This is a genomic window from Xanthomonas sp. WHRI 7065 (assembly GCF_040203115.2).
Classification (GTDB): domain Bacteria; phylum Pseudomonadota; class Gammaproteobacteria; order Xanthomonadales; family Xanthomonadaceae; genus Xanthomonas; species Xanthomonas arboricola.
Genome location: NZ_CP168194.1, coordinates 435,011 through 460,560, shown reverse-complemented (window position 1 = coordinate 460,560; position 25,550 = coordinate 435,011). Strand labels below are relative to the sequence as shown.

The 25,550-nt window shown below is 63.1% G+C and carries 26 protein-coding genes; 17 read left to right on the top strand and 9 right to left on the bottom strand.

What is annotated here, in order from left to right:
• Nucleotides 1-27: 27 nt before the first annotated feature.
• The 4 genes from ABQY64_RS01960 to ABQY64_RS01945 all read right to left on the bottom strand — a co-directional run bounded on the left by ABQY64_RS01960 (nt 28) and on the right by ABQY64_RS01945 (nt 4,939).
• Nucleotides 28-1,056, bottom strand: coding sequence for a transporter (locus ABQY64_RS01960; RefSeq protein WP_374057725.1), 1,029 nt, complete (start codon nt 1,054-1,056; stop codon nt 28-30).
• A gap of 121 nt (nt 1,057-1,177) precedes the next feature.
• Nucleotides 1,178-1,654: a MarR family transcriptional regulator gene (locus tag ABQY64_RS01955; RefSeq protein ID WP_184352938.1), complete on the bottom strand. Its 477-nt coding sequence runs from the start codon at nt 1,652-1,654 to the stop codon at nt 1,178-1,180.
• A 591-nt stretch (nt 1,655-2,245) separates the two neighbouring features.
• Complete coding sequence (locus ABQY64_RS01950; RefSeq protein ID WP_039518322.1) at nt 2,246-3,490, bottom strand: HD-GYP domain-containing protein; 1,245 nt, start codon at nt 3,488-3,490, stop codon at nt 2,246-2,248.
• A gap of 138 nt (nt 3,491-3,628) precedes the next feature.
• Entirely contained in the window at nt 3,629-4,939 is a 1,311-nt protein-coding gene (locus ABQY64_RS01945; protein WP_349780220.1) for an MFS transporter, read from the bottom strand.
• A gap of 721 nt (nt 4,940-5,660) precedes the next feature.
• On the opposite strand from ABQY64_RS01945, the gene ABQY64_RS01940 reads away from it, so the two are divergent.
• Together ABQY64_RS01940 and ABQY64_RS01935 are read left to right on the top strand one after the other, a co-directional pair.
• The gene (locus ABQY64_RS01940) at nt 5,661-6,206 is read left to right on the top strand and encodes a gamma carbonic anhydrase family protein (protein WP_039530167.1); all 546 of its coding nucleotides are present in this window, start codon (nt 5,661-5,663) and stop codon (nt 6,204-6,206) included.
• A gap of 80 nt (nt 6,207-6,286) precedes the next feature.
• Nucleotides 6,287-7,183, top strand: a complete 897-nt coding sequence (locus ABQY64_RS01935) for a DUF2167 domain-containing protein (RefSeq protein ID WP_047126267.1) — start codon at nt 6,287-6,289, stop codon at nt 7,181-7,183.
• A gap of 13 nt (nt 7,184-7,196) precedes the next feature.
• On the opposite strand, the gene ABQY64_RS01930 is transcribed toward ABQY64_RS01935, so the two are convergent.
• Nucleotides 7,197-7,463, bottom strand: a complete 267-nt coding sequence (locus ABQY64_RS01930; RefSeq protein ID WP_080715739.1) for a YkgJ family cysteine cluster protein — start codon at nt 7,461-7,463, stop codon at nt 7,197-7,199.
• Nucleotides 7,464-7,508: 45 nt separating this feature from the next.
• Nucleotides 7,509-8,876 (bottom strand): glycoside hydrolase family 5 protein, encoded by a 1,368-nt coding sequence (locus tag ABQY64_RS01925; protein WP_127158337.1) that lies wholly within the window; start codon nt 8,874-8,876, stop codon nt 7,509-7,511.
• Between the two features lie 405 nt (nt 8,877-9,281).
• Here ABQY64_RS01925 and ilvD point away from each other — a divergent pair, with 405 nt between their 5' ends.
• Nucleotides 9,282-11,120 carry a dihydroxy-acid dehydratase gene (gene ilvD / locus ABQY64_RS01920; RefSeq protein WP_349780219.1) on the top strand — a complete coding sequence of 613 codons (1,839 nt, stop codon included), beginning with the start codon at nt 9,282-9,284 and terminating at the stop codon, nt 11,118-11,120.
• Between the two features lie 16 nt (nt 11,121-11,136).
• Here the strand turns inward: ilvD and ABQY64_RS01915 are convergent, their stop codons facing one another.
• Complete coding sequence (locus ABQY64_RS01915; RefSeq protein WP_374151334.1) at nt 11,137-12,168, bottom strand: integron integrase; 1,032 nt, start codon at nt 12,166-12,168, stop codon at nt 11,137-11,139.
• A 225-nt stretch (nt 12,169-12,393) separates the two neighbouring features.
• Between ABQY64_RS01915 and ABQY64_RS01910 the strand changes: the two genes are divergently transcribed.
• The 14 genes from ABQY64_RS01910 to ABQY64_RS01845 all read left to right on the top strand — a co-directional run bounded on the left by ABQY64_RS01910 (nt 12,394) and on the right by ABQY64_RS01845 (nt 22,363).
• Entirely contained in the window at nt 12,394-12,681 is a 288-nt protein-coding gene (locus ABQY64_RS01910) for an Imm32 family immunity protein (RefSeq protein WP_211921778.1), read from the top strand.
• 958 nt (nt 12,682-13,639) lie between these two features.
• Nucleotides 13,640-14,068 (top strand): hypothetical protein, encoded by a 429-nt coding sequence (locus ABQY64_RS01905; protein WP_039517403.1) that lies wholly within the window; start codon nt 13,640-13,642, stop codon nt 14,066-14,068.
• 71 nt (nt 14,069-14,139) lie between these two features.
• Nucleotides 14,140-14,523, top strand: coding sequence for a hypothetical protein (locus ABQY64_RS01900; protein ID WP_349780218.1), 384 nt, complete (start codon nt 14,140-14,142; stop codon nt 14,521-14,523).
• 521 nt (nt 14,524-15,044) lie between these two features.
• Nucleotides 15,045-15,512: a hypothetical protein gene (locus tag ABQY64_RS01895; protein ID WP_349780217.1), complete on the top strand. Its 468-nt coding sequence runs from the start codon at nt 15,045-15,047 to the stop codon at nt 15,510-15,512.
• A 57-nt stretch (nt 15,513-15,569) separates the two neighbouring features.
• Complete coding sequence (locus tag ABQY64_RS01890; protein WP_349780216.1) at nt 15,570-16,013, top strand: hypothetical protein; 444 nt, start codon at nt 15,570-15,572, stop codon at nt 16,011-16,013.
• Nucleotides 16,014-16,042: 29 nt separating this feature from the next.
• Complete coding sequence (locus ABQY64_RS01885) at nt 16,043-16,441, top strand: DUF1801 domain-containing protein (RefSeq protein WP_349780215.1); 399 nt, start codon at nt 16,043-16,045, stop codon at nt 16,439-16,441.
• A 714-nt stretch (nt 16,442-17,155) separates the two neighbouring features.
• Nucleotides 17,156-17,908 carry an HNH endonuclease signature motif containing protein gene (locus ABQY64_RS01880; protein WP_349780214.1) on the top strand — a complete coding sequence of 251 codons (753 nt, stop codon included), beginning with the start codon at nt 17,156-17,158 and terminating at the stop codon, nt 17,906-17,908.
• Between the two features lie 111 nt (nt 17,909-18,019).
• Nucleotides 18,020-18,340, top strand: coding sequence for a hypothetical protein (locus tag ABQY64_RS01875; RefSeq protein ID WP_349780213.1), 321 nt, complete (start codon nt 18,020-18,022; stop codon nt 18,338-18,340).
• Between the two features lie 385 nt (nt 18,341-18,725).
• The gene (locus ABQY64_RS01870) at nt 18,726-19,034 is read left to right on the top strand and encodes a hypothetical protein (RefSeq protein ID WP_126961800.1); all 309 of its coding nucleotides are present in this window, start codon (nt 18,726-18,728) and stop codon (nt 19,032-19,034) included.
• Between the two features lie 520 nt (nt 19,035-19,554).
• Nucleotides 19,555-19,965: a hypothetical protein gene (locus ABQY64_RS01865; protein ID WP_349780212.1), complete on the top strand. Its 411-nt coding sequence runs from the start codon at nt 19,555-19,557 to the stop codon at nt 19,963-19,965.
• Between the two features lie 70 nt (nt 19,966-20,035).
• A complete protein-coding gene (locus ABQY64_RS01860) occupies nt 20,036-20,482 on the top strand; it encodes a GNAT family N-acetyltransferase (RefSeq protein WP_102583174.1) in 447 nt (148 codons plus the stop codon).
• A gap of 72 nt (nt 20,483-20,554) precedes the next feature.
• On the top strand, nt 20,555-21,358 hold the full coding sequence (locus ABQY64_RS01855; protein ID WP_349780211.1) for a hypothetical protein: 804 nt from the start codon (nt 20,555-20,557) through the stop codon (nt 21,356-21,358).
• Between the two features lie 280 nt (nt 21,359-21,638).
• Nucleotides 21,639-21,821: a hypothetical protein gene (locus ABQY64_RS01850; RefSeq protein ID WP_026064821.1), complete on the top strand. Its 183-nt coding sequence runs from the start codon at nt 21,639-21,641 to the stop codon at nt 21,819-21,821.
• A 98-nt stretch (nt 21,822-21,919) separates the two neighbouring features.
• Nucleotides 21,920-22,363: a YfeK family protein gene (locus tag ABQY64_RS01845; RefSeq protein ID WP_349780210.1), complete on the top strand. Its 444-nt coding sequence runs from the start codon at nt 21,920-21,922 to the stop codon at nt 22,361-22,363.
• Between the two features lie 201 nt (nt 22,364-22,564).
• On the opposite strand, the gene ABQY64_RS01840 is transcribed toward ABQY64_RS01845, so the two are convergent.
• Together ABQY64_RS01840 and ABQY64_RS01835 are read right to left on the bottom strand one after the other, a co-directional pair.
• Nucleotides 22,565-24,664, bottom strand: coding sequence for a methyl-accepting chemotaxis protein (locus tag ABQY64_RS01840; protein WP_349780209.1), 2,100 nt, complete (start codon nt 24,662-24,664; stop codon nt 22,565-22,567).
• Entirely contained in the window at nt 24,661-25,158 is a 498-nt protein-coding gene (locus tag ABQY64_RS01835) for a hypothetical protein (RefSeq protein WP_167704935.1), read from the bottom strand. The genes ABQY64_RS01840 and ABQY64_RS01835 overlap by 4 nt, the downstream gene beginning before the upstream one ends.
• Between the last annotated feature and the right edge of the window lie 392 nt (nt 25,159-25,550).

The following is a 25,550-nucleotide window of genomic DNA, read 5'->3' as shown; positions in this document are numbered from 1 at the left end:
TCTCCGAAGAGGCCGGCCGTGCCGGCGCTAGAACACATGGACGTACTGCAGGTTGACGTTGTTGCCGGAGGCAGCGTTCTTGACCTCCACCGGCAGATACACATTGGCAAACAGCATGTTGTTGGCATCCATCCGCCACACGCCGCCGGGGCCGGCATAGAACACGCTCTGGCGGGTATCGGCCACGCGCTGCCCATTGGTGCGGTTATCGCGGAACTGGGTGAGGTAATAGGCATTCACGCCAAGCCGGATGTCGGGTACCACTTCCCAGGAGGTGGCGAAGTTGATCCAGCCCGCGTCGCCGGCCTGGCCGTTGCGGAACTCGAAGCCCGGTGGCAGGTTCGGCCGGCGCTCGCTGCGGAAGTTGTAGATGTAGTTGATGCGTGCGCTGACTTCCCAGTTGGGCGTCGGGAACACGGTGAACGCATATTGCGGCACCAGCGACCAGTAGCCGGCGCCCTGATTGAGGTCGCGATCGCGGTCGAACTTGCCGATCGGCGCGATCGCATTGATTTCGAAACGCTGCGAAAACACCGGCCTGCCATTGCGGATCACCGGCAGCATCTGCAGATACGGGCCGAAGGTCAGGTCGCCCACCCCGGCACCGTTGTCGCGCAAGCTGGCAATGCTGTTGCGCCCGAACGAGGCATCCAGATTGATCAGCGGCAGCAGCGTGTTGATGCCCACTGCGCCGCCGAAGAGCGTGTACGGGGTGACATAGGCGACCTGGGTCAGCAGCAGGGTGGAATCGATGCGTGGGCGGTCAAACACCGGCACGTCGTTGCCGCGCGAATCCTTGATCGCGTCCAGTGAGCTCTGGCGCAGATAGGTGATCACCGCCCAGCCGGGCGTGGTGCGGGTGAAGCCGTCCAGATAGCTGGTGCCGCCGGTATTGATGCCGTTGGTCAGCGTCGTACTCTGCGGCAGGCTCTGTGCGCCGGCCGTGCCGGCAGCAAATAGCGACAGCATGCCAAGCGCTGCGCGGCGCAGCGCCGACGCGCGGGAAGACAACCCAGACAGGACCGATCGATAGCTCACTGCGAACATCTCCAGTATTGGGAGGGACAGCGGGAACTGCGGCGGGACAACGGTCAGGCAGGCGCAATCGACACGCCGGCAACGGCGCGTACGCAGGTCAACAGGAAAGCTGGCCGTGCGCCTGCACGGCAGCGGCGGATTACGCGGTGTCCAGACGGTCCAGCCGGTCGAGTGCGCGCAGCAACGGCGCCTCGCTGCTGCCAAGCACCACGCTGAGCTGCTGTTCCATGCGCAGCACTTCGGCCTCTGCAGCGCTCAGCAGGGTCACGCCGGCGCTGGTCAGCGACAGATGCTGCATGCGTCGGTCCTGGCGTCCCCGCACCTGCCGCAGCAGGCGGCGCTTGACCAGGCGTGCCACCACGATCGCCAGGTTGGGCGCCGACACGTGCAGCACGTCGCCGATCTGGCGCTGGTTGATGCCCGGGTTTCCATCCACCAGCATCAGCAGCGAGAAGTCGACCGGCTTGAGGTCGAACGCAGCCACGCAGTCCTGAAACATCCGCCGCACCAGCAACTCGGTGCGGGTGATGCGGTAGCCCAGTAGCCGCAGCAGGCGTGCCTGATCCACCGTGGTGACGGCATCCGGCAGCGGTATGGCAGTGGCGGTGACGGACATGACGGTTCTCGCAGCGAAGACGACAGGCGGACCGGTGTGCGCAACGCTCACCGCCCGCAACGCCGATCCGCGGCGTGAACTGCATTGTAGACGCGCGCAGGCATGCCGATGTGGGCGTGGCCGCCAACCGCGTGGCACCGCCATGCAGGCAGGTCGACACAGGCTGGTGCCAGTCCAGCGCCAGCACGTGGCGGCCGCATGCGGCGGCACGCAGGTATGGGAAGCGACGGTCATCCAGGCACGGCTGCGACATGGGATCCGGGGTCGGCAAGTGATTGCGTTCCGGAATAGTTATGGATCATAACTACATTGCCAAGCTGCAGCGCAGCATGGTCGCGCTCGCCAGGCTGACTCAGCGGGCCGCTAGGCCTGGCGGGCGTGGTGGAAACGCCTGTGACAGGCACGCCGGGCACAGGTGCGCGCGGCATGCCGGCCCTGGCAGCCATGGTGGCAATCACGACGGCAAGGCTGCGGCCGTCGCCAGACGACGCCTACGGACCCAGCCCACTCGCCCAGCGCATCTCCGCGCCAGGTAGGCCGCGTGCATGCGTGCGGCCTGTGGCCAGCGGGTTACGGGTTACGGATTACGGATTACGGCAGCCAGAGCTTCTCAAGATCGCGGAAGCCCCAGTCCGAGGGGCTTTCCATCTGCGCGATGCGGTCCTGGCAGTCCGGGCGCGACAGGTCGATGTCCTGCACCAGCACATGGCTGCGCAGCTTGGCCGAATAGAACACGCGCACCTTGGGCTTGAGCAGCGCATCGGGGGTCTGCTCGATCACCACCGCCAGTTTCTGCGACTCCAGCCGCACCAACGAGCCGACCGGATAAATCCCCAGCCGGCGCACGAAGGCCTGGAACACCACAGGGTCGAAGTGCCCCTGCCACGACGCCATGCGCTTGAGCGATTCGGCCGGATCCCAGCCGCGCTTGTAGGGGCGGTCCGAGCTGATGGCGTCGTACACATCGCACACCGCGCCCATCCGCGACATCAGCGCGATGTTCTCGCCCGCCAAGCGGTTCGGGTAGCCGCTGCCGTCCATTTTCTCGTGGTGGTGCAATGCGATCTCCAGCACCACCGCGTTCTGCACGCCGCCAGCCAGCAGCAGGCGATGACCGTCCAGCGGGTGCTGGCGCATGATCGCCATCTCTTCGTCGGTGAGCTTGCCGGGCTTGTTGAGGATGTCCAGCGGCGTCACCGCCTTGCCCATGTCGTGCAGCAGGCCGCCCATGGCCGCCTCGACGACCTGCCCTTCGGGCAGACCGAGCTGGCGCGCCAGCCCGCTCATCAGGCCGGCCACCGCCATCGAATGCAGATAGGTGTAGTCGTCGGCGGTCTTGAGCCTTGCCACGCTGATCAAGGCCTGCGGATGCCGCAGGACCGAATCGTTGATGGCTTCCACCAACGGCATCGCCGCCTCGGTGTCGACGGTGCGGCCAAGCCGCACATCGCGGAACATCGCCTCGACCGTATCGCGGCCGTCTTCGAAGATCTTGCGTGCGCGCACCACTTCGGACTCGATACCGACCTGCGCGGTGACGCTATTGGTCCGCGCGGTGCGCGTGGTGGTGGCCGGCTCGGGGGGTTCCGGTGCCGGCGGCGGCGGTTGCTCCGGCTCAGGCTGCGGATCGGGCGCGTCCGGCGCCGCCGTGTCCAGGTCCAGGCCACGCGCAGTATCGATCACCAGTTGCTCGATCCGGCTGCCATGGATCTTCTCCACGTCGTCCGAATCGACCAGGAACGAGGTCTTCCAGAACGGGTGGTGCACCCACGCGCCCAGCAGCTTGTAGACATACATGCCGGGGCGGAGTTGGTCTGAATCGATGGTTCTGAGCATGCCGGCGCTGATCTGCAAATGGTCCGCGGAAGAGCCCGCCACGACGATGGAGGGTCTGTCGGGTTATCGGCAGTGCGCAGGATTTCTTTGGTCCGGTAGAACTCGCTCGCGCCGTGCGGCGACCGCCGGCTGAGCAGTTCAGCGCGCCGGCAGACGCATGCCCAGCACGGCGATGGCCGCGAGCAGCAGCGGCACGCTGCAGGCCAGGTACAGGGCCGCCGGCGACCAGCCCGCATCCACCAGCACGCCCACGCACAGCGGCGAGGCGATCGCACCGAAGCGGCCCACGCCGATCGCCCAGCCCATGCCGGTGGAACGCACCGCCGCCGTGAAGACCACCGGCGCCACCGCATACAGCCCGGCGATGGCGGCAAACAGCACCGCTCCGCTCAGCACCGCAATGACGAACGCCCAACCCAGCACCGTGCTGTACCAGCCAAAGGCCAGCAGCGCCAGCGCCGACAGCCCCAGCACACCGGCGGTCAGCCACGACAGCCGCGCACGCGCGGCCAGCGCGCTGAAGATCGCACCGCCGGCGATCCCGCCCAGGTTCAACAACACGCCACCGGTCACGCCCTGCTCTGCCGACAAGCCGGCCACGACCAGCAGCTTCGGAGTCCAGCTGAGCACGAAATAGAACGCAAACATCAGCAGAAAGAACGCCAGCGCGATCAACAGCGACTGCCGTCGCAATGCCGGCACGAACAAGGCCGCATAACCCCGCGCCCGATCGGAGCGATGCGGCGGCGGTGACGGCAGTACCGCCTGCGGCGGCAGGCCCATGCGCGCAAGCACTGCGTTGAAGCGTGCGCCTGCATCGGGCGGGCGACGCGCGATCAGAAATTCCAACGACTCGGGCAAGAACGCCAGTACCAAGGGCACACACAGCAGCGACCCGAGCGCACCGAGCACGAACACCGCGTGCCAGGACCAGTGCTGCAACAGCAGTGCTGCGATCGCACCGCCCAGCGTCGCGCCGATCGGATAACCGGTGGCCTGCAGCGCCAGTGCCGTGCTGCGCCACTGGGCGGTGGAATATTCGGCAGCGATGACCGCGACGCAGGCCAGCATGCCGCCGATGCCGATACCGGTAAATGCCCGCAACGCGCCGAGTTGCCATACCCCGGTGGCCAGCGCCGAGGCGCCCATGCCCATGGTCAGTATCGCCAGGCATGCCAGGATCGTCGCGCGCCGCCCGATGCGGTCGGCCAGCGGCGCCAGCAGCAACGATCCCACCGCCATGCCGACCAGGCCGGCACTGAACAAGGCCCCGAGCAGCTTGCCCGACAACTGCCACTGCGCCGACACATGCGGGGCGGTGAAGGCCATCGCCATCACATCGAAGCCATCGAGCATGGTCAGCAACACGCACACCGCCACCGCCCTCCACTGAAACGGCGTCATGCGTTGCAGTACGAAGGGTGCAGGTATCGCGGCGCTCTGGGTCATCGGGTGATCCTGGTTAGGGAGGGCAGCTGCATTGGCAACCTCACGCATGGCCATGCGCTCACGCAGCGCCACCACGACGAAGACGCAAGCGCGCTGGAAGCTGCGACGGCCTTCGACAGCGCAGCGGCACTGCAACGCGGCAACGACAGTCGGGGTGTTGCAATGTCACCGCACGCTAGGCCGATCGCAGAGGGCGTTCAAGACGGCGGCCTGCACGGGTGTGCGCTTATCGAACAAGCAGGCAGCGCGCTTCGCTTGCCTCTCCACGCATTCGTTGAGCTGTCTGCGCAGCGGCGTCTGCGGTGTGCGCCTTGCCTGCACGGAAACGATCGACCTCGCATGTAGTGCTGCAGCGCGTGACTCGAGTGCGATCAGACCGGGCAACCCTCACGCTCGCCCGATCAGGATTGCAAAGCGCAACGCCGCACTCGTGATACAGGCATGGATGCAACGTTGCTGGCAGCGAGGTTGAACGACGCGACATATGCATGACTGCTCACCGCCACACACACCTCGATCCGTTCGAAGCGGCAGCGAATGTGCAGGCGCAGCCTCACACGCCCTGGCGCCAGCTGTTCCAACACGCTGCGCCGCTGCATCAGGCACGTCCGCAGCCAGATCGATCCACTGCCACACCAGCGCTTTCCGCATGCCGACGCACGCCCGCTATCATGCAGGCCGTGCCCGCACCGGGCGGCACGCCGACATGCCGGAGATCATCGTGACCCCGATTCGCTCGTTCCTGGAACACACCCCGCAACTGGGCGCACGCGTCTATGTCGATCCTGCCTGCACCATCATCGGTAAGGTGAGCCTGGGCGATGACGTGTCGGTGTGGCCGGGCACGGTGATTCGCGGCGACGTCAATCATGTGCAGATCGGCGCACGCACCAACGTGCAGGACGGCACCATCATCCACGTCAGCCACCATAGCCCGTTCAACAAGGCCGGCTACCCGACCGTGATCGGCGCCGACGTCACGGTCGGCCACGGCACCATCCTGCATGCCTGCACCATCGAAGACCTGTGCCTGATCGGCATGGGCGCCTGCGTGCTCGACGGCGCCACCGTCAAACGCTACGGCTTTGTCGGCGCCGGGGCGGTCGTCGGCCCGGGCAAGATCGTCGGCGAAGGCGAGTTGTGGCTGGGCAATCCCGCACGGCTGGCCCGCACGCTCAGCGACAGGGAAATCGAAAGCCTGCATTACTCCGCACAGCATTATGTGCGGCTCAAGGACCAGTACCTGGGCACCGTCGGTACCGGCTGAGCCGTTGTCCGCCCTACGCAGGCATGGCAAGATCGGCGCCCTGCGGCGTGGGGACGCTGCCCTCGAATGGATTCGACCCGATGCATACGCGTTTTGCCCTGGGCAGCCTGCTGGCCGCCTGCCTGCTGATCGCAAGCCCGTCGCTGCTGGCCATTCCAGCCGACGCCGTCGACGAAGCGCAGGTGCTGTCTGCCCTGCAGTACCGCGACGGCCACATCGACGTGCCGCAAGCCAAGGCGCACTTCGACCTGGACCCGGCATTCCGCTACCTGGACAAGGCCGACACGCGCCGCGTGCTTGAGCAGCTGTGGGGCAACCCGCCTGACGACAGCGTGCTGGGCATGATCGTGCCGCGCACACCCGCGCTGGATGCGCCGGGTGGCTGGGCAGTGGTGGTGACCTATGCCGACGACGGTTATGTGTCCGACGAGGATGCCGCCAAGATCGATTACAGCGAGCTGCTGGCCGACATGCAGAAGGGCACCGCCGAAGACAACGCCGCGCGCCGCGAGCAGGGCTACGGCACCGTCGACTTGCTCGGCTGGGCGGTGCCGCCGCGGTACGACGCCGGCAGCAAGAAGCTCTACTGGGCCAAGGAACTGCGCTTCGATGGCGCCCAGCAGCACACGCTCAACTACGATATCCGCGTGCTGGGCCGCAGCGGCTACCTCAGCCTCAATGCCGTCGCCGGCATGGACCAGCTCGAACAGGTCCGCCAGGGCATGCAGCAATTGCTGCCGATGACCGAATTCGACCAGGGCGCGCGCTATGCCGACCACAACCCGTCCACCGACAAGATCGCCAGCTATGGGCTTGCCGGCCTGATCGGCGGTGGCCTGGCGGCCAAGGCCGGGCTGTTCGCCAAGCTGGGCCTGTTGCTGGCCAAGGGCTGGAAGCTGGTGCTGTTGGGCGTGTTTGCCGTGGGTACCGGCATCAAGCGGGTCTTCTCCCGCAAGGCGCAGGGCACCGGCAGCTGAGGCGTGCCGCGGCTCACGGCCGCGTGGCGTGCTCCAGTGCCGTCAACGTGGCCAGCGCCTGCGCGCGCGATGCGCCGCACATGTCCTCGGACGGACGCAGGCTGGCGCACACCGCAGGCCGCGTCGGCAACCCGAACAGGCGACAACGGCCCTGGCTGTCGAGCTGCACGCAGGGCACGCCCGCCGGCTTGCCTTGCGGCATGCCGGGGATGGCCGAACTGATCGACGGCGCGATGCAGCAGGCCGCGCAGCCGGCGCGGCACGGGAGGTTCTTGCGCATGCCGCCAGTGTAAACCGCCGCCACCTGCCGCCAGCGGCAGCGTGGCTAGCGCGGCGGGATGTAGCTGGACAGGCGCACGTCGAAAAAGGCCTGCACGGCAGCGAGATTGCTCTTGGCCTGGATGTCCGCGCCCACGTCGCGGCTCATGCCGAGCACGTCGTCATCCGGCCAACCGGGGCCGAAGCACCATTGCGTGCTGGGGATATTGTTCGCCTGCAGATGGGCCAACATCCGCGTGGTGGCGACCTCCGCGCTGCGGTTGCCGGCCGGGTAGCCGTGCTCGCCGAGATAACCGCGCTTGCCGGCATCCCGCAGGGCGTCGATGAAGGGCGTCACCATCGTGATGCCGGTATCGGGCTGGATCACTTCGTTGCGCCCTCCCGGTCCGATCCAGTTGCCGCCGCCAGCCCCGTTGTTGTCCAGATAGTTGTGCGCTTCGTAGACGATGCGGTTGTAGGGATCGGGGATGTCGAACAGGCCCATCGAATCCTTCTGCCAGAGCCGGGCACTGGCATAGCCGTTGCCGCACACGAACACGAAGTGGTCGCGGTCGCGATCGATGATGGTCTTGCAGCACGCAGTGGCGGTGTTCTGCCAGTGCGCCGCCATCAACAGCACGCTGCCGTCGGCGGCGCGCTCGTCGCCCTGATAGGGCTCGTTCATCACGCCCCAGCCGAACACCGCCGGGTGCTGCCGGAACCGGTTGACGATGCGTGCCCACAGGTCGGGCAGGCCGGACGCGTTGTAGAGCGTGCACCCCGGCGTGCCGATCACGCGGTATTCGTACAGCTTGAGCAGCCCGTCGCGGCGATCGAAATAGCCCTGGTAGCCGAAATTGCGCAGCGGATAGGTGTCGGCCCAGACCGCGGCGGCCGCCGGGTCGTCGATACGGTTGCCGCGCGCATCCACAAGCGTGCCGCTGGCGTCGCGCCGATAGCCCGACTTGACGGCCACCCGCTGCGGCAGGCGCATGTAGTCGTGCAGCTCCACGATGGCGCGCTTGCCGCGGGCGGCGATGTGGTCCAGCGCATCCTGGACTTGGCTGCAGTAGGTCTCGTTCAAGGCCAGCCCCTGCCCCCGCGTGAAGCGCGCGGCGGTGGTCGGCAGCCGGAACAGCGGGCAAGCCCCGGCGGCGGCCACGTGCTGTGCGGTAATGGCGCGATAGTGGGTGCCGATCTCGGCATTCTCCACATAGCTGTTGGAGGCCAGGCCCGACAGGTTCAGGCCCGCGAACGGCAGGGTGGCGCTCTGCGCAGCCGCGCGGCCGCCCCACCCGAGGCCGGCCAGTGCCACCGCGCCGGCTGCGCCCTGCAGCACGCGACGGCGGGTGATGCCGGCTGCTGCTGCCGGCCTCTGGTCGATGGGATGCGGGGCTGCCGCCGCCGTGCGGCGTGGGTGTGGATGGTCGGACATGGGCGCCTCCTGCGGTGCCGTTGGTGGAGATCCTTGGCGGTGGTGCTCCCCTCTGCCGCACCGGTCTTACGGCGATGGTGCCGGTGTGGCAACGGCGCAATCTGCGCTCCGGTTTGCACTCCGGGCACTGCCTGCAACCCCGCATACGTTTACATCGCATTACATGCCACGCCGACCAGCGGGCGCCGCGTGCGGGAGGCGCGTGTTCGCGCGCCGTGCCGGCGAACGCTCCGGCGCCGCCTGTGCGATGCGCGCGGCCCGCGCCCTCCCCCACCGCCACGGCGTGCCCTGGCCCGCGTGCTACCGTGCCGGATCACCGGAGCGCGCCGCGACCGTTGCAGCAGCAACAGTCACGACGCGCTCTAATTGCCAGCCACCGCTCGCCAATCAGCCGTCGAATTCGCCATGCCCGAGTACCGCTCCAAGACCTCCACCCACGGCCGCAACATGGCCGGTGCCCGCGCACTATGGCGCGCCACCGGCATGAAGGATGGGGACTTCCACAAGCCCATCATCGCCATCGCCAACTCGTTCACGCAGTTCGTGCCCGGGCACGTGCATCTGAAGGATCTCGGCCAGCTGGTCGCGCGCGAGATCGAACGCGTCGGCGGCGTGGCCAAGGAGTTCGACACCATCGCCGTGGACGACGGCATCGCCATGGGTCACGACGGCATGCTGTATTCGCTGCCTAGCCGCGAGATCATCGCCGACTCGGTCGAATACATGGTCAACGCGCATTGCGCCGACGCGCTGGTGTGCATTTCCAATTGCGACAAGATCACCCCCGGCATGTTGATGGCCGCATTGCGGCTCAACATCCCCACCGTGTTCGTCTCCGGCGGGCCGATGGAAGCCGGCAAGACCAAGCTGGCCGAACACAAGCTCGATCTGATCGACGCGATGGTGATCGCCGCCGACGACAGCGCCTCCGACGAAAAGGTGGCCGAGTTCGAACGCAGCGCCTGCCCCACCTGCGGCTCGTGCTCGGGCATGTTCACCGCCAACTCGATGAACTGCCTGACCGAAGCGCTGGGCCTGTCGCTGCCGGGCAACGGCACCGTGGTGGCCACGCATGCCGACCGCGAGCAATTGTTTTTGCGCGCCGGGCGCGTGGCGGTGGAGCTGTGCCACCGCTGGTATGGCGGCGAAGACCCCACCGCCCTGCCGCGCGGCATCGCCACCTTCGAAGCGTTCGAGAATGCGATGACGCTGGATATCGCGATGGGCGGCTCGACCAACACCATCCTGCATCTGCTCGCCGCCGCACAGGAAGGCGACGTGCCATTCGGCATGCGCGATATCGACCGCCTGTCCAAGCGCGTGCCGCAGCTGTGCAAGGTCGCGCCAAACACGCCCAAGTACCACATCGAAGACGTGCACCGCGCCGGCGGCATCATGGCCATCCTCGGCGAGCTGGCGCGTGGCGGCCTGCTGCATACCAACGCGGCCACGGTGCACGCACGCACGCTGGCCGACGCCATCGCGCAATGGGATGTCACCCAGACCGACGCGGAGGCCGTGCACACGTTCTACAAGGCCGGCCCGGCCGGCATCCCCACGCAGATCGCCTTCAGCCAGGCCACGCGCTGGGACAGCCTGGACACCGATCGCAGCGAAGGCTGCATCCGCGATGTCGCCCACGCGTTCTCGCAGGAAGGCGGCCTGGCCGTGCTGTACGGCAATATCGCCCGCGACGGCTGCGTGGTGAAGACCGCAGGTGTGGACGAATCCATCCACGTCTTCGAAGGCAATGTGCGTGTCTTTGAGAGCCAGGATTCGGCAGTGAAGGGCATCCTGGCCGACGAAGTGAAAGCCGGCGACATCGTGGTGATCCGCTACGAAGGCCCCAAGGGCGGCCCCGGCATGCAGGAAATGCTCTACCCCACCAGCTATCTCAAATCCAAGGGCCTGGGCAAGCAATGCGCCCTGCTCACCGACGGCCGCTTCTCCGGCGGCACCTCGGGCCTGTCGATCGGCCACGCCTCACCGGAAGCGGCGGCGGGCGGCGCGATCGGGCTGGTACGCGACGGCGACAAGATCCTGATCGATATCCCCAACCGCTCGATCAATCTGCTGGTGTCCGACGAAGAGCTTGCCAGTCGTCGTGCAGAGCAGGATGCCAAGGGCTGGAAGCCGGTGGAAGTGCGCCCACGCAAGGTCACTACGGCGTTGAAGGCCTACGCGTTGCTGGCGACCAGCGCAGACAAGGGTGCGGTGCGGGACAAGGCGATGCTGGACGGCTGAAGCGCGCAAGCAGCACTTATCGCCGAGCCTGCGGCTGACGATCGAGCGGGCTGCGCACCGCCGACGCGCCTCGCCCCAGCACATGGGTGTAGAGCTGGGTGGTCGCCACGTCCTTGTGACCCAGCAGCTCCTGCACGGTGCGGATGTCGTACCCAGCTTCGAGCAGATGGGTTGCGAAAGAATGCCGCAGGGTGTGGCAGCTGGCCGGCTTGTCCAGCCCTGCCTGCCGACAGGCCGCCTTCACCGCACGCTGCAAACCCTTCTCGTCCACATGATGGCGGCGAACCGCACCCCCGCGCGAATCCACGCTACGACGCGGCGCCGGGAACAGATACTGCCATCCTGGCTCACGCGCTGCATTGGGATACTTGCGCAGCAGCGCGTGCGGAAGCCAGACCTCACCTGCGCCCACCTGCAGGTCCCGCGCATGCACGCGCTTGGCTTCGTCCAACTGGAGCTGCAGCGCATCGCGCAATGACTGCGGCAGCAGTGTGCGGCGGTCCTTCCCACCCTTGCCATCGCGCACCACGATCTCGTTGCGCGCAACATCCACATCCTTGATGCGTAGGCGCACGCACTCCATCAGGCGCATGCCGGTCCCGTAGAGGAGTGCCGCCATCAGTGCGTGACGCCCCTCCATCTGCGCCAGCACCGCCGTGACCTCCACCTCACTCAGGACGGTCGGCAACCGCCGCGGCCGCTTGGCACGCCGAATCTCGTCCATCCATGGCAGATCGCGTCCCAACACCTCGCGATACAGAAACAGCAAGGCGGCCAGTGCCTGATTCTGCGTGGAAGGCGCCACGCCATCGCGCGCCGCCAGCATGGTCAGGAACGCCTCCACTTCGCGCACTCCCATCGTCTCTGGATGGCGTTTGTCGTTGGCCAGGATGAAGCGCCGAATCCAACCAACATAGGCATCCTCGGTGCGCTTGGCACGGCCCAGCCGCTGCAACCGATCGCGGACGCGGTCCAACAGCCTGGCAGGCCGTCGCCCGCTAGGCGCTGCCGAAGACGGCTGCTTGGCGGCCGATGCAGACGAAGACATTGAAGCCGTTCGGTCGGAATGATACGGTCGCATTGCGATGAGTCGCCGCAGGGGAATGCGACATGTTTACGCACCGTGGTCACGCACCACGATCGGGGTGTCGCGGTAAAACCAATGGGAATGCACTTGGTGTGGAGGTCAGGGTTTACGTATTACACCCCGGTGATACGCACCTTTTTGACTTCGAATAGTTGTTAGGCCGCAGACAAAGGTGATTCGCTTCTCATGCTAAGCATCGTTGCAAACTCGGAAGGCAATGTCGTCCATATTCATGGTGACGTGTCTGGCCTCCTCGCGCTGGAACGGGAGATTCGCAGGCTTCGAGAGCATGCCGAGCAAGGTAGTTGCCAAGACGGCCACCTCTTTACGCAGGCCTGGGGCGGAGTCGATCTCACCGAGACCATGCTGGATAATGAGCGAGGCGAGGGCTGGCATCAGGTGCACCACGTCAAGCTTTTCAGTTGGTCCGCCGAGTGGAGCACGCGTCATGGTCTGTCGCCAGCTGTGCCCTAAGAATTCGTCCAAGCCGACGCCGCTTCGCGGCGCGGCTTAACTCAGGTGTTAGGGGGCACTGGTGAAGTTTCTCGTTGGTCTATTCCGCATGCTGCTTAAGTTCGGCATGCCTGCCTATTTGCTCCTGGTCCCGGTGGTAGCGGTGTACGACTGGCTGTCACCTTGACCTCCAGCTTCCACAGGCCTCGCCCAATACTCCGATCAATCAGCAATTCTCGTGGGCGCTTCCTACCAGTCCCGCTACTCGACTCAGTCTCAGTACGTCAGATCTTCTCGCTCATATATCATCGTTCCGAGCGTCCTCGACGACCCCAAGATCGTTACCTTCGCTCAAGAGAATGGCCAAGCCACAACGGCAGTCGAATCACGGTCTGGGTTCTGGTTTCTACTTGCGTGGCTGTTTGCATGTGGTATCGGCACATGGTGGTTCTGGTTCCGGCGCGTGCCCCCTAACAATTCATTCAAGCCGAAGCCGCTTCGCGGCTCGGCTTAATTCCGGTGTTAGGGGGCAGTGACATTTATGGATTTGCACCACGTTCTCTTTGCCGCGGAACAAGGTATTCCCGGGCTCATCGGGCTCACCGTTATCCTCCCGGCTTTTGTTCTCTCTTCGACGCCAAACCGTAAGCTCAAGGCGTCAGCCGCAGGCCTTTCTGCTTTCTTTTTCTTTGCGGCCTCATGCCTTGTGGCCGGCATTCCTGGCATTGAATCATCGCAACTCGCTAGGTATTTCCCACTGGCTGGGCTCGTCGTAACGGTCGCCCTAGTTGCCCCTTCGGTCTTGGCCCTTCGGTGGCGCTGGGTCGGCGTGCTGCACTTGCTTACTGTCGCAGCGGCTGCGTACTTGTGGTTCGTCGGCAGCCTGGCAATCAGTCATGACGCCACGTAGGCTGTCCCCTAACAATTCATTCAAGCCGAACCCGCTTCGCGGGTCTGCTTAATTCAGGCGTTAGCCCACATGACCCCAGATGATCGCTGGTCACACTTGGCAGCACTTGACGAGGAACTGCTTAAAGGTGGCGTCATCCTCTCTGAGTGGTGTAGCGTCATAGTCCGTGAGACGGACATTGCATTTGTGCATTCAGCTCATTTGGCATCGATTCTCACCGCGATGTCCGGCATTGAGACCTACCTGCGATCTGAGTATGCACAGTCAAAAAAGGAGCGTTTAGTAGACCTGATAGATTTGTCCCCAATTCCGAACGCTTTGAAAGAGAACTTGCATACGCTGCGCAAGTACCGCAATAGATGGGTGCACATCGACGAGCCATGGGATGACGCCATGCTCCTTGAGAAGCCTCAAACCACCGAGGCAGAGCTTGAGCAAATGGCATTCTTTGCGGCCCGACTGCTGCGGGAGACTATCTATGAGAATCCGTGGGTGTAGCGTGGGGGCTAACAAATCGTCCAAGCCGACGCCGCTTCGCGGCGCGGCTTAACTCAAGCGTTAGGCCCTGCATGAAACATCCCCAACATCGGCTTCTTCTCGCCGCGTTATTTCTGCAGCCGCTTCCTGCGTTGGCATCGGACCCCACCGGCCTGATCGTACTGCTCTACGGTGTCCTTGTCGCTGGCCTAGCAATCACCTTTTTCTTCGCTTGGTTTTTCACACGATCCATTTCTACCTTTTGGCTCAAACTATTGATCCGCACGGCTGTAGTGTGTGCATTTCTTACACCGGTCCAAATCGGCAACGCCGGTTACTGGTGGGCTGCACCCTTTGTCGTAATGGAACCAAAACTGCTCGCCACGACGATTTCCTCTGTAGTAATTGCCACTTTCACGGTCTGGCTTGCAATACTTATCGTACTCGGGCTCGGCCGTTTCCGGCGCGGCGCCTAACAACTCATTCAAGCCGAAGTTGCTTCGCAACTCGGCTTAATTCAAGCGTTAGGTGCCATGGGGAAGGTTGCCCGCAACTGGATCGAACACACACAGGACTGGCGCAATGAGCCAATGGCCTACTGGGTTCACTTGGAGCTGGACGGCTCCGCATGGCGCGCGTCCGATTCATACAGCCCGCCGGCTCCCAAGGCCAAGGGTCGCAGCGGCTATCCCGTGCTTTGCGTCGAGTCGCAGGGTTTTGTCTTCCGCTTCTCTTCCGCGGCACAGCTTGCGGAGTGTGTGAATGTCCTTGGGCGCACCCCCCCTCCCGACATCGCGTCGTCTATCCGCCATTCGTGGTGGCGGGCACGGCCCCAATAGTCACTGGCTTAGTCGGTTGCCTGGCCATATCAAGTCCCCCAAGATTCGACAACGTGCCGTGGAGGATCTCCGCTCAGTGAGCTCTGCCATGGCACCTAACAATTCATTCAAGCCGAACCCGCTTCGCGGGTCGGCTTAATTCAGGTGTTAGGTGCCACATGGAGCTGCAACGCTACTTTAAGGAGGACGACGGCTCGCTCCCTGAGATTGAGCTGCACTTCCCTTCGCCTATCCAAGTTGCACGTGCCTTCGCTCATCTATTCGCCCTTGGTGCCGTCGACGCGACGGTGGGTGGATGTCGCGTTTGGGTGCCGGCCACGGACAGTGACCGCCCCTTCAGCAGCCCGGCGGACGCGGAGCTAGCCGTTAATGGCGATTTAGAGCCATTTCATATCGTCCTGGCCGATGTGACCTTGGGCGAGACGGTCATTCCGGACGTCGGGGTGTGGGTGGATGCGGACGGGATTACACTCGACTATCGGATGGGCCCTGAGTGGGGTTCGGCTCAAATTGATGGGCTGATCCGCTTGCTAAGGGATCTTCGCAAACTAGGTGCATCTATTGCTGTTCCTTGGTGGGGTGCTGATGGAGAGCGCGCCTTCAGTGATCGGGTGGGTGGCACCTAACAATTCATTCAAGCCGAACCCGCTTCGCGGGTCGGCTTAACTCAGGCGTTAGAATTGATGAGAACGTTTGTTGCAGTTGTAGCCGCCTTTCTGGCAGCCGCACTCGCGCCAGCCCTGGCTTTTGTTTTTGCTGGCATGGCTTTGAACGGAAAAGCGCTACGCAGCGGCGAAGACGTCATTTCTTTCCTGGCCTTAATCGGCTTCTGCATGATTTTCGCCATTGCTCATGCAGTTATTCTTGGGTTGCCGGTGTCACTCTGGCTAGTACGTACAAACAAATTTTTGCTCCGCTCAATGCTTTTGGCGGGATTTCTCATAGGATCTCTGCCCATCGCATTGTTAGCCAACACCCTACTCAGATCCGACTGGACTGCTTATATTAAGCTCGTCTTTAATGCCGGCGCACTCGGTATAATCGGCAGCGCGGCCTTCTACTTCACATTCAAGGGCATCATCTCTAACAACTCATTCAAGCCGAAGCCGCCTCGCGGCTCGGCTTAATTCAGGCGTTAGCCCGCTTAGGAGCCGCTATGGGTAGTCGCAAGTCTCCTTCCGCTGCTTCCGTCGCCGATTACATCGCAGGCCTTGCTTCGCCGCTGCGGGAGGACGTCGAAACTTTGCGCTTCGCGATCCTGGCGTCAGTCGACGGCATCGGGGAAGAGATTAAGTGGAACGCCCCGAGCTTCTATACCGGCGAGCACTTCGCGACCATGCGCCTGAACGGCAAGGTTCCGCTTCAGCTCATCCTGCACCTCGGCGTCAAGAAGACCTCTATCGCACGCAACTCGATTGAGGATCCCGAAAGTCTGTTGCAATGGCTGGGGCCGGACCGCGCTTGCATCAGTTTCCCGGGACCCGATTCGGTTGCAACGCTGGTTGCCCAGGTGCAGCACATCATCCGCCAGTGGGCGCAACATGTGCCGGCCTAGGTCGCGGGCTACCAATTGGTCCAAGCCGACGCCGCTTCGCGGCGCGGCTTAACTCAGGCGTTAGGTGGTACAAATGCCAGGCTTCATGCGCAAGGAAGACACGTTCTACGTCTCTTACATCACCGGGCCATCGCACGTGCTTTTGGGGCTTGAGTTTGGAGAAGTCGCTACCCCTCCCAACATCCACTGCAAAGCTGCACGGGGATCATGTCGGCACGGCGCGCTGGATGAGGTCAGAGTCGCCGGCGCAGTATTGGAGGGTGTGGCAGAGGCGGGTGTGCACCTTTACCCAACGAAGATCGTTTACGTTGAGAGCGACTCACCGCGCTACGATCTTTACAAGTACTGCGCTTACCTCTTGGCAAAGCGCGTTGCTGCCGGGGAGTCATTTCCGGCGCCAGCGCAAGTGCCCCCTAACTAGTCATTCAAGCCAACGCCTTGGGCGCGGCTTAACTCAGCCGCGACTGGCATCGGCTCGGTGCTGGTGCTGGTGCTGGTGCTCCGCTTGCATCCACCACATCTCTGGCTGACACTTGTCAGGTCACCTCATCGGACGGTCAACGTGGCAAGCCCTGCATCGGACGCAGCACCAGACAACAGGGTCGCCGGCGCCTTAGCACGCCTTGCTACCTTCGTTTGGCCATCCCGGCCTAACCAGTCAATCAAGCCGACGTGCCTACGGCACGCGGCTTATTTCCAGCGTTAGCCCTCGGTATGAGCATCACGGATAAGACCAGAAAAGTGCTTTGGGGCCGCTCTGGAAGTCTTTGTGCATTCTGCAAGACGCGCCTAGTGATAGACGCATCGGAAGTTGACTCTGAGTCAGTTGTCGGGGATGAGTGCCACATCATCTCAGGTGCCAAAAGCGGCCCACGCCACGACCCGACCATTGCCGCGGAGGCCATTGATGACCAAAGCAATCTCCTATTGCTTTGCCGTGTACATCACAAACTCGTTGATGATCAATACGAAACGTTTACTGCAGAGACCCTGCGGCAACTGAAAGACAATCATGAGAAATGGGTCAGAGAGCGGCTAGATCAGCGAGATCAGCCGGCACCAGTGCGAATCGTTCGGATCAAGCAAGAGATTCCAACGCACCTAGCTTTGGTCACATCTGCAAAAACACTAATAGATTTATCCTCGGACTGTCACGGCCGCTACGATGACTACCCAGAAGATCTATCAGAGGAAGAGCTAGATTGTGTAGGTGGTTTTTTGCAGAACCTGACAGACTGGGTCGATCTCGGACTTCATGAGCCCTACGAGCGGATCAACGCTCAGAAGTCACTTGCGGAGAGCATGTCCTACCTCAACGACGCCGGCCTCCGCGTGTACGCTGCTCGCGAGAGGCAACAAATACGTGGTGGTGTTGGAGGGAACTCCGCCTTCCACGCCCTGCACATTCGCATCGTCAGGCATGGCGATCCAAGTCAAATACCACTTAGCTCAAAGCCAGAGGGCTAACAATTCGTTCAAGCCGAGCCCGCTTCGCGGCCTCGTGCAAGTTCTTGCAAGTTTCACTTGCCCAACGCCGCAAAGCGGTCCGGCTTAACTCAGGAGTTAGGCACCAGCACTATGTCCACTGAGATCGGAGAGTTCCGCCAGATGATTGAGGCCGCTCGACGCTACTTGGCAGGGACTTGTTCGATCCAGGAGCTCAATGGTCGCGTCAGTGAGCTCGCCACAGCCACAAAATTCTGGGGTGGTCACCCCGCGCTTGCTCAGGTCGCTGGCGACTGGTCCACTATGGTCGATCGCCGCTGGAACGAGTGGGATCATTGTCCCAATCCACTCTCAGAGCAGGAGTTCGTGGCATGGCTGGAGGAGCAACTCAGTTCTCTCGGGCAGATGCCTAACAATTCATTCACGCCGAACCCGCTTCGCGGGTCGGCTTAACTCAGGTGTCAGGCTGCGGATGGAGATGGTTGTAGATGGAGCTCGCACACATGATTGATCGCCGACTTAGCCTAGGCTCGACGGCAACAATTCCGTCAGCGCTGATCGTTGCAACGCCCGCATCAAGCGCAACGCGTTTAGCATCACACCTTGCGCGCTCACTGCTCCTCGCGCAGGACAAAGATGGAGCACCAAGCCGTCGTCCTGCATCTCACGTTAGATTAGCTTGACTATGGCATAGCACATGGTCATGGGCAGCCGCGCTGGCATAACGAGCGTTTGTTGCAAAGGCTTGCAGCGATTGACGGCCATGGACGACTCGGCGAGGATCGTTTTTACGCCACACGGGCAGCCCCGGCAATAGTCAGGCGACTTGGAGGTCTGGATGAAGTTGATGCTTCTATTGGGTGTGGTACTTGCCCTTGGCAATATCGTCGCATCGGTTGCAGTGCTTCGCGTTTCGGTGCTGTCGCCATCACAACGCGCATTGCAACTTGCCCTCATCTGGCTTGTTCCAGTCATTGGCGCGGTGGTTTGTGCGGCATTTGCTTCTTCTCAGGCAGCTGGCTCCACGTCGTCCGATACAAGTGACCCGCTCTATCTGTCATCCGATGGTGGCGCATCGGGTGGTCAGGACATTGGTTTTTCCGGTTGCGATGCGGGGGACTCTGGCTGTGCCGGAAGCAGTGACTAGTGGCGACGCCTGGCAAGTCGTTCAAGCCGGATCCAGTTCGCGGTTCTGTTTAATCCAGTTGCTGGACCGCTAAGGATATTTCGAGAGAGACAGATGATTCTTTGGGGATGGGGCGAGCGTGTGCTGACCTTCGACCTGGCAGAGCTTGAGCACTGCCAGAGGTGCGAGCAAGAGCAAGTCTTTACACTGCGTCTCAAGTACACGTACGGACACTTCTACCATCTTTTCGGATGGGTTATCTCCAAGCAGTACCAGCTCATTTGCCCCGTTTGCTCCCACGGCTGGATAGTTAACGCTTCGGCGGCGGAAGCGCAGATTGGGTGCAACCCAGTGCCGTTCCATCAGAGGTCAGGATGGATTGTCATGCTTGTCCTTGCAGCAATCATTGGATTTGTAGCCGTGACGTATCAGCATGCGGCCTGACAATTCATTCGAGCCGAAGCCGATTCGCCGGTCGACTTAGCTATTCCCTCAAGCCGAAGACGCCTAACAGTCCAACTTAGCCAGACTATTGAAATCCATGTCTGATCCCCCACAAATATCGGCAATTGAGGCATCACACCTCTCATACAATGCTTTCCTCTTTACTGTAGAGACGTTGGCCGAGCCAGCGGAAGAGCAGTGCCAAGCGATGGGCGACTACAACACCGCTTGGGAGCTACGAGATGATGCTCTGTACGGACAGAACCTGATAGGTACTGGCTTCTTCACAGAGCAGCAGGAATCTGCTGTTCTTGCATTTATGGCTGCGGCACATCTTGTTCCGGTCAACGACATACCAGGAGGCTCGGGGCGCACCGTAAATCTTGTGGCAATGCAGCACCCCGCTTGGGAGCAGGTTCGCTGGTTGGCTAAAGCTCTCCTGGAAATACTTGCTCCAGTGACCGAGGCGAACAGAGCATTTATTGGTTCTCCCGCTGATTCGGCCTAGAATTTCAATCAAGCCTCATCCACCTATCAAATCGAATGAGCGTAGCCGTTCGGTGCTACAGGGATTTGCAATGACTCATTCAGCGCCCTACCGCGTTGTGCATCAAACACCGACTGTCGAAGCGTATCGGCATCTTCGGCAAGCAAGCGGCTTGAGTCCGAAGGCACTTGAAGCCGCCGAGCGCGGGCTGCCCAACTCGCTCTTCAGCGTGCAGGTACTTTGCGATGGCGAGCCGGTGGCGATGGGGCGCGTTATCGGTGATGGCGGCTGTTTCTATCAGGTGGTCGATATTGCCGTCTTGCCAGAGCATCAGGGCCGTGGTCTGGGTAAGGCTGTCATGGGCGAGATCGCCAATTATATTGAGCAGGAAGTCCCTGATTCGGCGTACGTCAGCCTAATTGCTGATGGTCAGGCGTACAGGCTCTATCAGCAGTTCGGTTTCGTGTTGACTGCGCCCGCCAGTGTAGGCATGGCCTTCAAGAGGAATACCGCGAGCGCAGCGCCGAACCTTCGGTAGAGCTACCATTGTTCTGCTGCGCTCGCGCCCAGCGTTCCAATCTGTCACTCACGCACTGCCGCCAAGGAAAGCATGTTCTCCATCTTCAAGAAGAAAGCCGCTCCGTTATTGATCGTTCGCGCCGATGGGCGAGAGTTGTGCCGCGTTACCGAGAGCGATGTCCCATGTGAGCTCAAGCCTTCCGCATGGTTGAAGTCCAATAGCGTCCTGGAGTTTGCCGACTCGGCGGGAGAGGTGCATCGGCATGAACTTGGTGCTGCGACGGGGTGGTTCCACTTTTCCGTTCGCGTGCATCCCAACCTCGGGTGCCAGGCAGACTGTGTCATTTCGCAGACCGAGCAGCTCGATCCAGATGCGTTTGCGAATGGCCAAGCACCCGGGATCAGGTTTCAGCCGTTCTTCCTGCCGGGCGCAAGCGTCAGCAGTTCCGTACTTGCAGGCAAGGGGTTGTTTGCCAGGGGGCTGCACTTCAATGGAATCGTCACTAGTGGCAACGTGGCGCTCTCCTGTGAATGCGACCACTGCAAGCGTTCGTTCCTGATCCGCTCCTATCACGCGGGTTTTAGCAACGCGGGATACTTCTACTCGGGGTCCGGCAAGTACACCATCACCGTCGATAGCCACCTGCCTGGCAGCCCCGCAGCGCTGTCCGAGCCGGATGCCGAAGCGCTTGCTGCGCTGGAAGACGCACTGCCGTTGGCGCCGGATGGGTCCAGCTACGCCTACCTCAATCCCTTTCGCTGCCCGCATTGTTCCGAGCCTTACATCGATTTTGAGGCGAACCCGGGGCTGAGGGCGAGCGAGTACTACGGGAATTATTTCGAGGGTTCGACGCTGCTGCGATATGCGCCGCCCGATGTTCAGCATTCTTCCTGATGACTCCATTGCTGCGTTGCCGCTGGTCTGTGCGAGCTCGCAAAGCAACGCTTTTATAACGAGCCCGAATGCGCTTGAACAGGCATGCATTGCCGTCTCATGGGCTGAAAACCAGCCTTGTTTGTTGGCGTGATGTCACGCTTCCGCTACGCAGCGCGGAGTTCCGGAGTTGCAAGGCGAGCCCAAGACATTAGAATCAGGACGCGTGGTGCGCGTCAGTTCCCGCCTGCGCAATGTAATCGTCAGGTGGATCGGTTCAACTATCAACGAAGGAATGCTCATGTTGAAACCAGCAGATACCAAGCTCTATTCCAAATTGGTCGGCATCAGCATTGGCATCGGCGCAGCCGTAGGGGCTGCCCTCGGGGCAGCAATGGGCAACCTGCCGCAAGGCCTCGGCCTGGGGCTGTCGCTTGGCTCCGTGTTCGGCATTGCCTGGGCGCGTCGGCGTGGTGCCATCTGACGCCGGCATGAGGTGACACGCGCATGTCGCTCGGCCGACTGCGCTGTGCTGCCGGAGCCGACGTTGATACCGCCTGGTAGTCGCTGTGATATGCAGTCATGGCAGCGGATCCGCAGCTGTTTCGGTGCCGCTCCTCGATGCCGGTCGGCAAGGCGCTGGCATGCGTTACCATTCGGTCGATGAAGGTTAGATCGTGTCTTGCAGTTTTCCTGCTCGGTGCCTGTGCATCGCTTTCGGCCCAAGGGGTTTCGCCCGCCACCACGCGCGAGGTCGATCAGCTTTTCAAGGTTCTTGCGCAATCCAACTGCGAGTTTTCTCGCAATGGGTCGTGGTATGCGGCGCCGAAAGCCAGTGAACATTTGCAGCGAAAGTATGAGTACCTGCAGAAGAAGGGGCTGGTAACGTCTACCGAATCCTTCATCGAGCTTGCTGCCACCAAGAGCAGCATGTCGGGCAAGCCGTATCAGGTGCGTTGCGGCAACGCTGCGCCGGTATCCAGCCAATCCTGGTTCACTGGCAAGCTGCGGGAGCTGCGCAAGTAATCGGCAGGCGTCGGCACCACAGCATCTGCCTTGCAGCGTCGCCTGATGCAGGCGCCGGCAACTGCCGCTGGACAGCTTCTGTGGACCGGCCGGCCGAAAGCGATGGTTGCGCTATCGGCCCTGGAAAACCCGGCGTCAGCTCCAGCGATCAGGCAAGATCACGCGTGGTGCTATCGTGCGCCAAAGATGCGCTGATGTAGATCAGGCAACGCGCAGCCTCTGCACTGCCTCAGCGCCGCCATCGCGCTCATCGGCCACAAACGCACTCACTGCATCTTCCAGCTGCGCGGCATGGTCACCCATGGCGCGTGCGGCGGCGCTGGCGTCCTGCATGCGGGTGACGCCGTCGCGCATGTCGGCGTCTACGCCGGCGAGGGTGTGATGCACCTGCGCGATGCTGCCGGCTTCCTGTTGCGAGGCGACGGCGATCCTGCTGAGCGTGCTGCTGACCTGGCCGATGGTGGCGACGATGTGCTGCATGCCTTCGCCAGCGTGGCGCACCTGCTGCACGCCGGCCTGCATATGCGTGACCGATTCGCCGATCAGCGTCTTGATCTGGCTGGCGGCGGTGGACGAGCGTAATGCCAGCGCGCGCACTTCGCCGGCGACCACGGCGAAGCCGCGGCCTTCTTCGCCGGCGCGTGCAGCTTCGACGGCGGCATTCAAGGCCAGAATATTGGTCTGGAAGGCGATGCCGTCGATGACCGAGACGATGTCCTGGATGCTGCGCGAGGCCTGTTCCATCTGCTGCATGGTGCCCATCGCCTGGTGCATGGTGTCGCCGCCGCTGCGTGCGGCCTCGGATGCGGCGGCGGTGAGCTTGTCGGCGTCGGCTGCCTGCGCGGTGTGCTCCTGCATGGTGCCGAGCACCGCCTGCATCTGGGTGGCGGTGCGGCCCAGGGTGGCCGACTGCCGCTGCACCTGCTGCTCCAATGCATCGTTGCGGGTCAGGATGTGGCCGGCGGCGTGATTGATCGCGGTGCTGGAGCTGCGGATCTGCGTGATGATGCGCGCCAGCTCGTCAGCGGTGGCATTGGCGTCGCGCTTCATCTGCTCGAACACGCCTTCGCAGTGGCGGTCGATGCGCTGGGTCAGATCGCCACGTGACATCGCCGCCAGCATGCGACGCATGTCCTGCAGGCTGTCGTCGGTGATGGCCAGGAACTGGTTGACGCCCTCGGCCAGCTGGCCGAGTGTGCCGCTCCTTGGATTTCCGTGCAGGCGGGCACCGAGCTCGCCACGCGCAGCCTGGGCAATGACCGTGGCAAGCTGCTCTTCCAGCGCCAGGTCCTGGGTGCGGTCCTGCCACTCCACCACCACGCCCAGCGAGGCGCCGTCGTCATCGCGGACCGGAGTGATGTTTTCCTGCAGCTGCAACGCCGCCAGCGCGCGCGTTTTGCTACTGCCTGCGTCATGCCCCAGCAGCACCGCATCGGCAAGTGCGGTGTGCAGCACATGCGCATCGACCTGCGTGCTCAGTTGCTGGAACGATTGATTGCGATAGATGGCAGCGCCCTGTCCGTCGACGATGGCCACCGCCATTGCCGATGCATCCAGCGCCAGGCGGATACGGCGATTTTCCAGCAGCAGTTGCTGCTGTTGGGCGATGCGCTCTTCCACCTGCACGCTCATGCGCACCAACGCCTGCGCCAGCGAGCCGCTGCGGAAGGGCTGCTGCAGGATGGCTGGCGGCAAGGTGGCGCCGGTGGCCAGGGTGTCGGCCAGTTCGGCCAGCGATTCGGCCTCGTGGTCGAGGGCATCGACCTGGCGGCGCAGCTGGATGGCCATCACGCAGACGAAGGCGGTTTCGACGATCACGTAGCCGGCATGCAGCACCACGATGCCGAAGCCGCTGCCGACGGTGAACGCCTGCACCGGCATGCCGCGCGATTGCAGCCAGTAGAACGCCAGGTGATGCACGGCGATGGCGCCTGCGGCGACCACCACCGGCAGCCAGTCGCGGTAGTACAGCAGCAGCGCCAGGATCACGAACACGCCAAAGTGCATTTCCACCAGGCCATGCGCCTGCTGGATGGTGGCCGCGACCAGGGCCATCAGCACCAGCGCGTTGGTGATGCGGGTCAGGCGCGTGCCGGGGTTGGCCTGCACTTGCCAGGCCATCAGCAACAGGCTGGGCAGCGTGACCGCCAGAAACGTGGTCCATTGGCCCTGGTACCAGGCCAGGCCCAGCGAGCCGACGCTCTGCAGCACGGCCAGCCACAGAAACAGCCGGTCGGCCTTGATCGCCAGGCGGGTGGCGTAGGTGGAGGTCGGCGGTGCCGATGCGGACAGTTCCATCATGACAGCGACTCCACGGCACAGGGACAAGGGGACACCAGCGCGGCACCCGGGGTGCGCGCCAGGACATCGGGTAACCAGCGCGACCAATCCGCCGCGCCGGCCGTGCCGCACACCGCGCCGCCGTCTGCGGGGCCGGCGTAGCGTGGCTGCCCGTCAGCGCCGAGCAGCCACACGGCATAGCCGCTGCCACGCAGTGCGGGGGTGTCGAGCATGCGCACCTGGCCGCCACGCGCACGTACCGCGCTGCTGAGCACGGCCCAGGCGCGATCGGCGGCCGGGTCGGTGCAGGCGCAGGCACCTGCGACGCCGATCAGCATCGGCGCCCGCTGCGCGGCCGGCAGGCTGGCCTGGACCTGCGCCCATGCACTGGCGACGTCATTGGCTTGCGCGTGGGGCGTGGTCCAGGCCACGGCGATCCAGCCGCACCACAGCGCGAGCAGGGCAGCGCCCAGGGTGCGTCGCGTTGAGGCGGACAGGGTGCCGAAGACGGGCATGGCGCAGCGGATTCGCGAGATAAGGTGAGCCCCTTATCGGATACCGGTGCATACGCTTGAGCCGGCTTGCGATTGAAATTAGCGATGGCAGCGATAGCATGCGGCAGGCCCGTTAAGCCGCAAGGGTTTGCGGGCGACGCGTGGCGTGGTTGCGCTGGCAGACGTTTATCCGGCGCGGGATTTTGTGAGCACGCGTTCACAGATCGATGGCGGGTCCGCCGCGTGCGTAGCAGGCCGTGGTGGCTGTGATGTCGTCACTCTGGAGTCGGGTCCAGGTGCCAGGGCGTGCCCTCGACAGCAGCGATGCATGGCAGGCCCGCCACTGAGCCGTCCACGCTTCCGGGCCAAGCGCCGATGCCTCGACGGAGCACGCCTGGCAGACGCGGAATCCA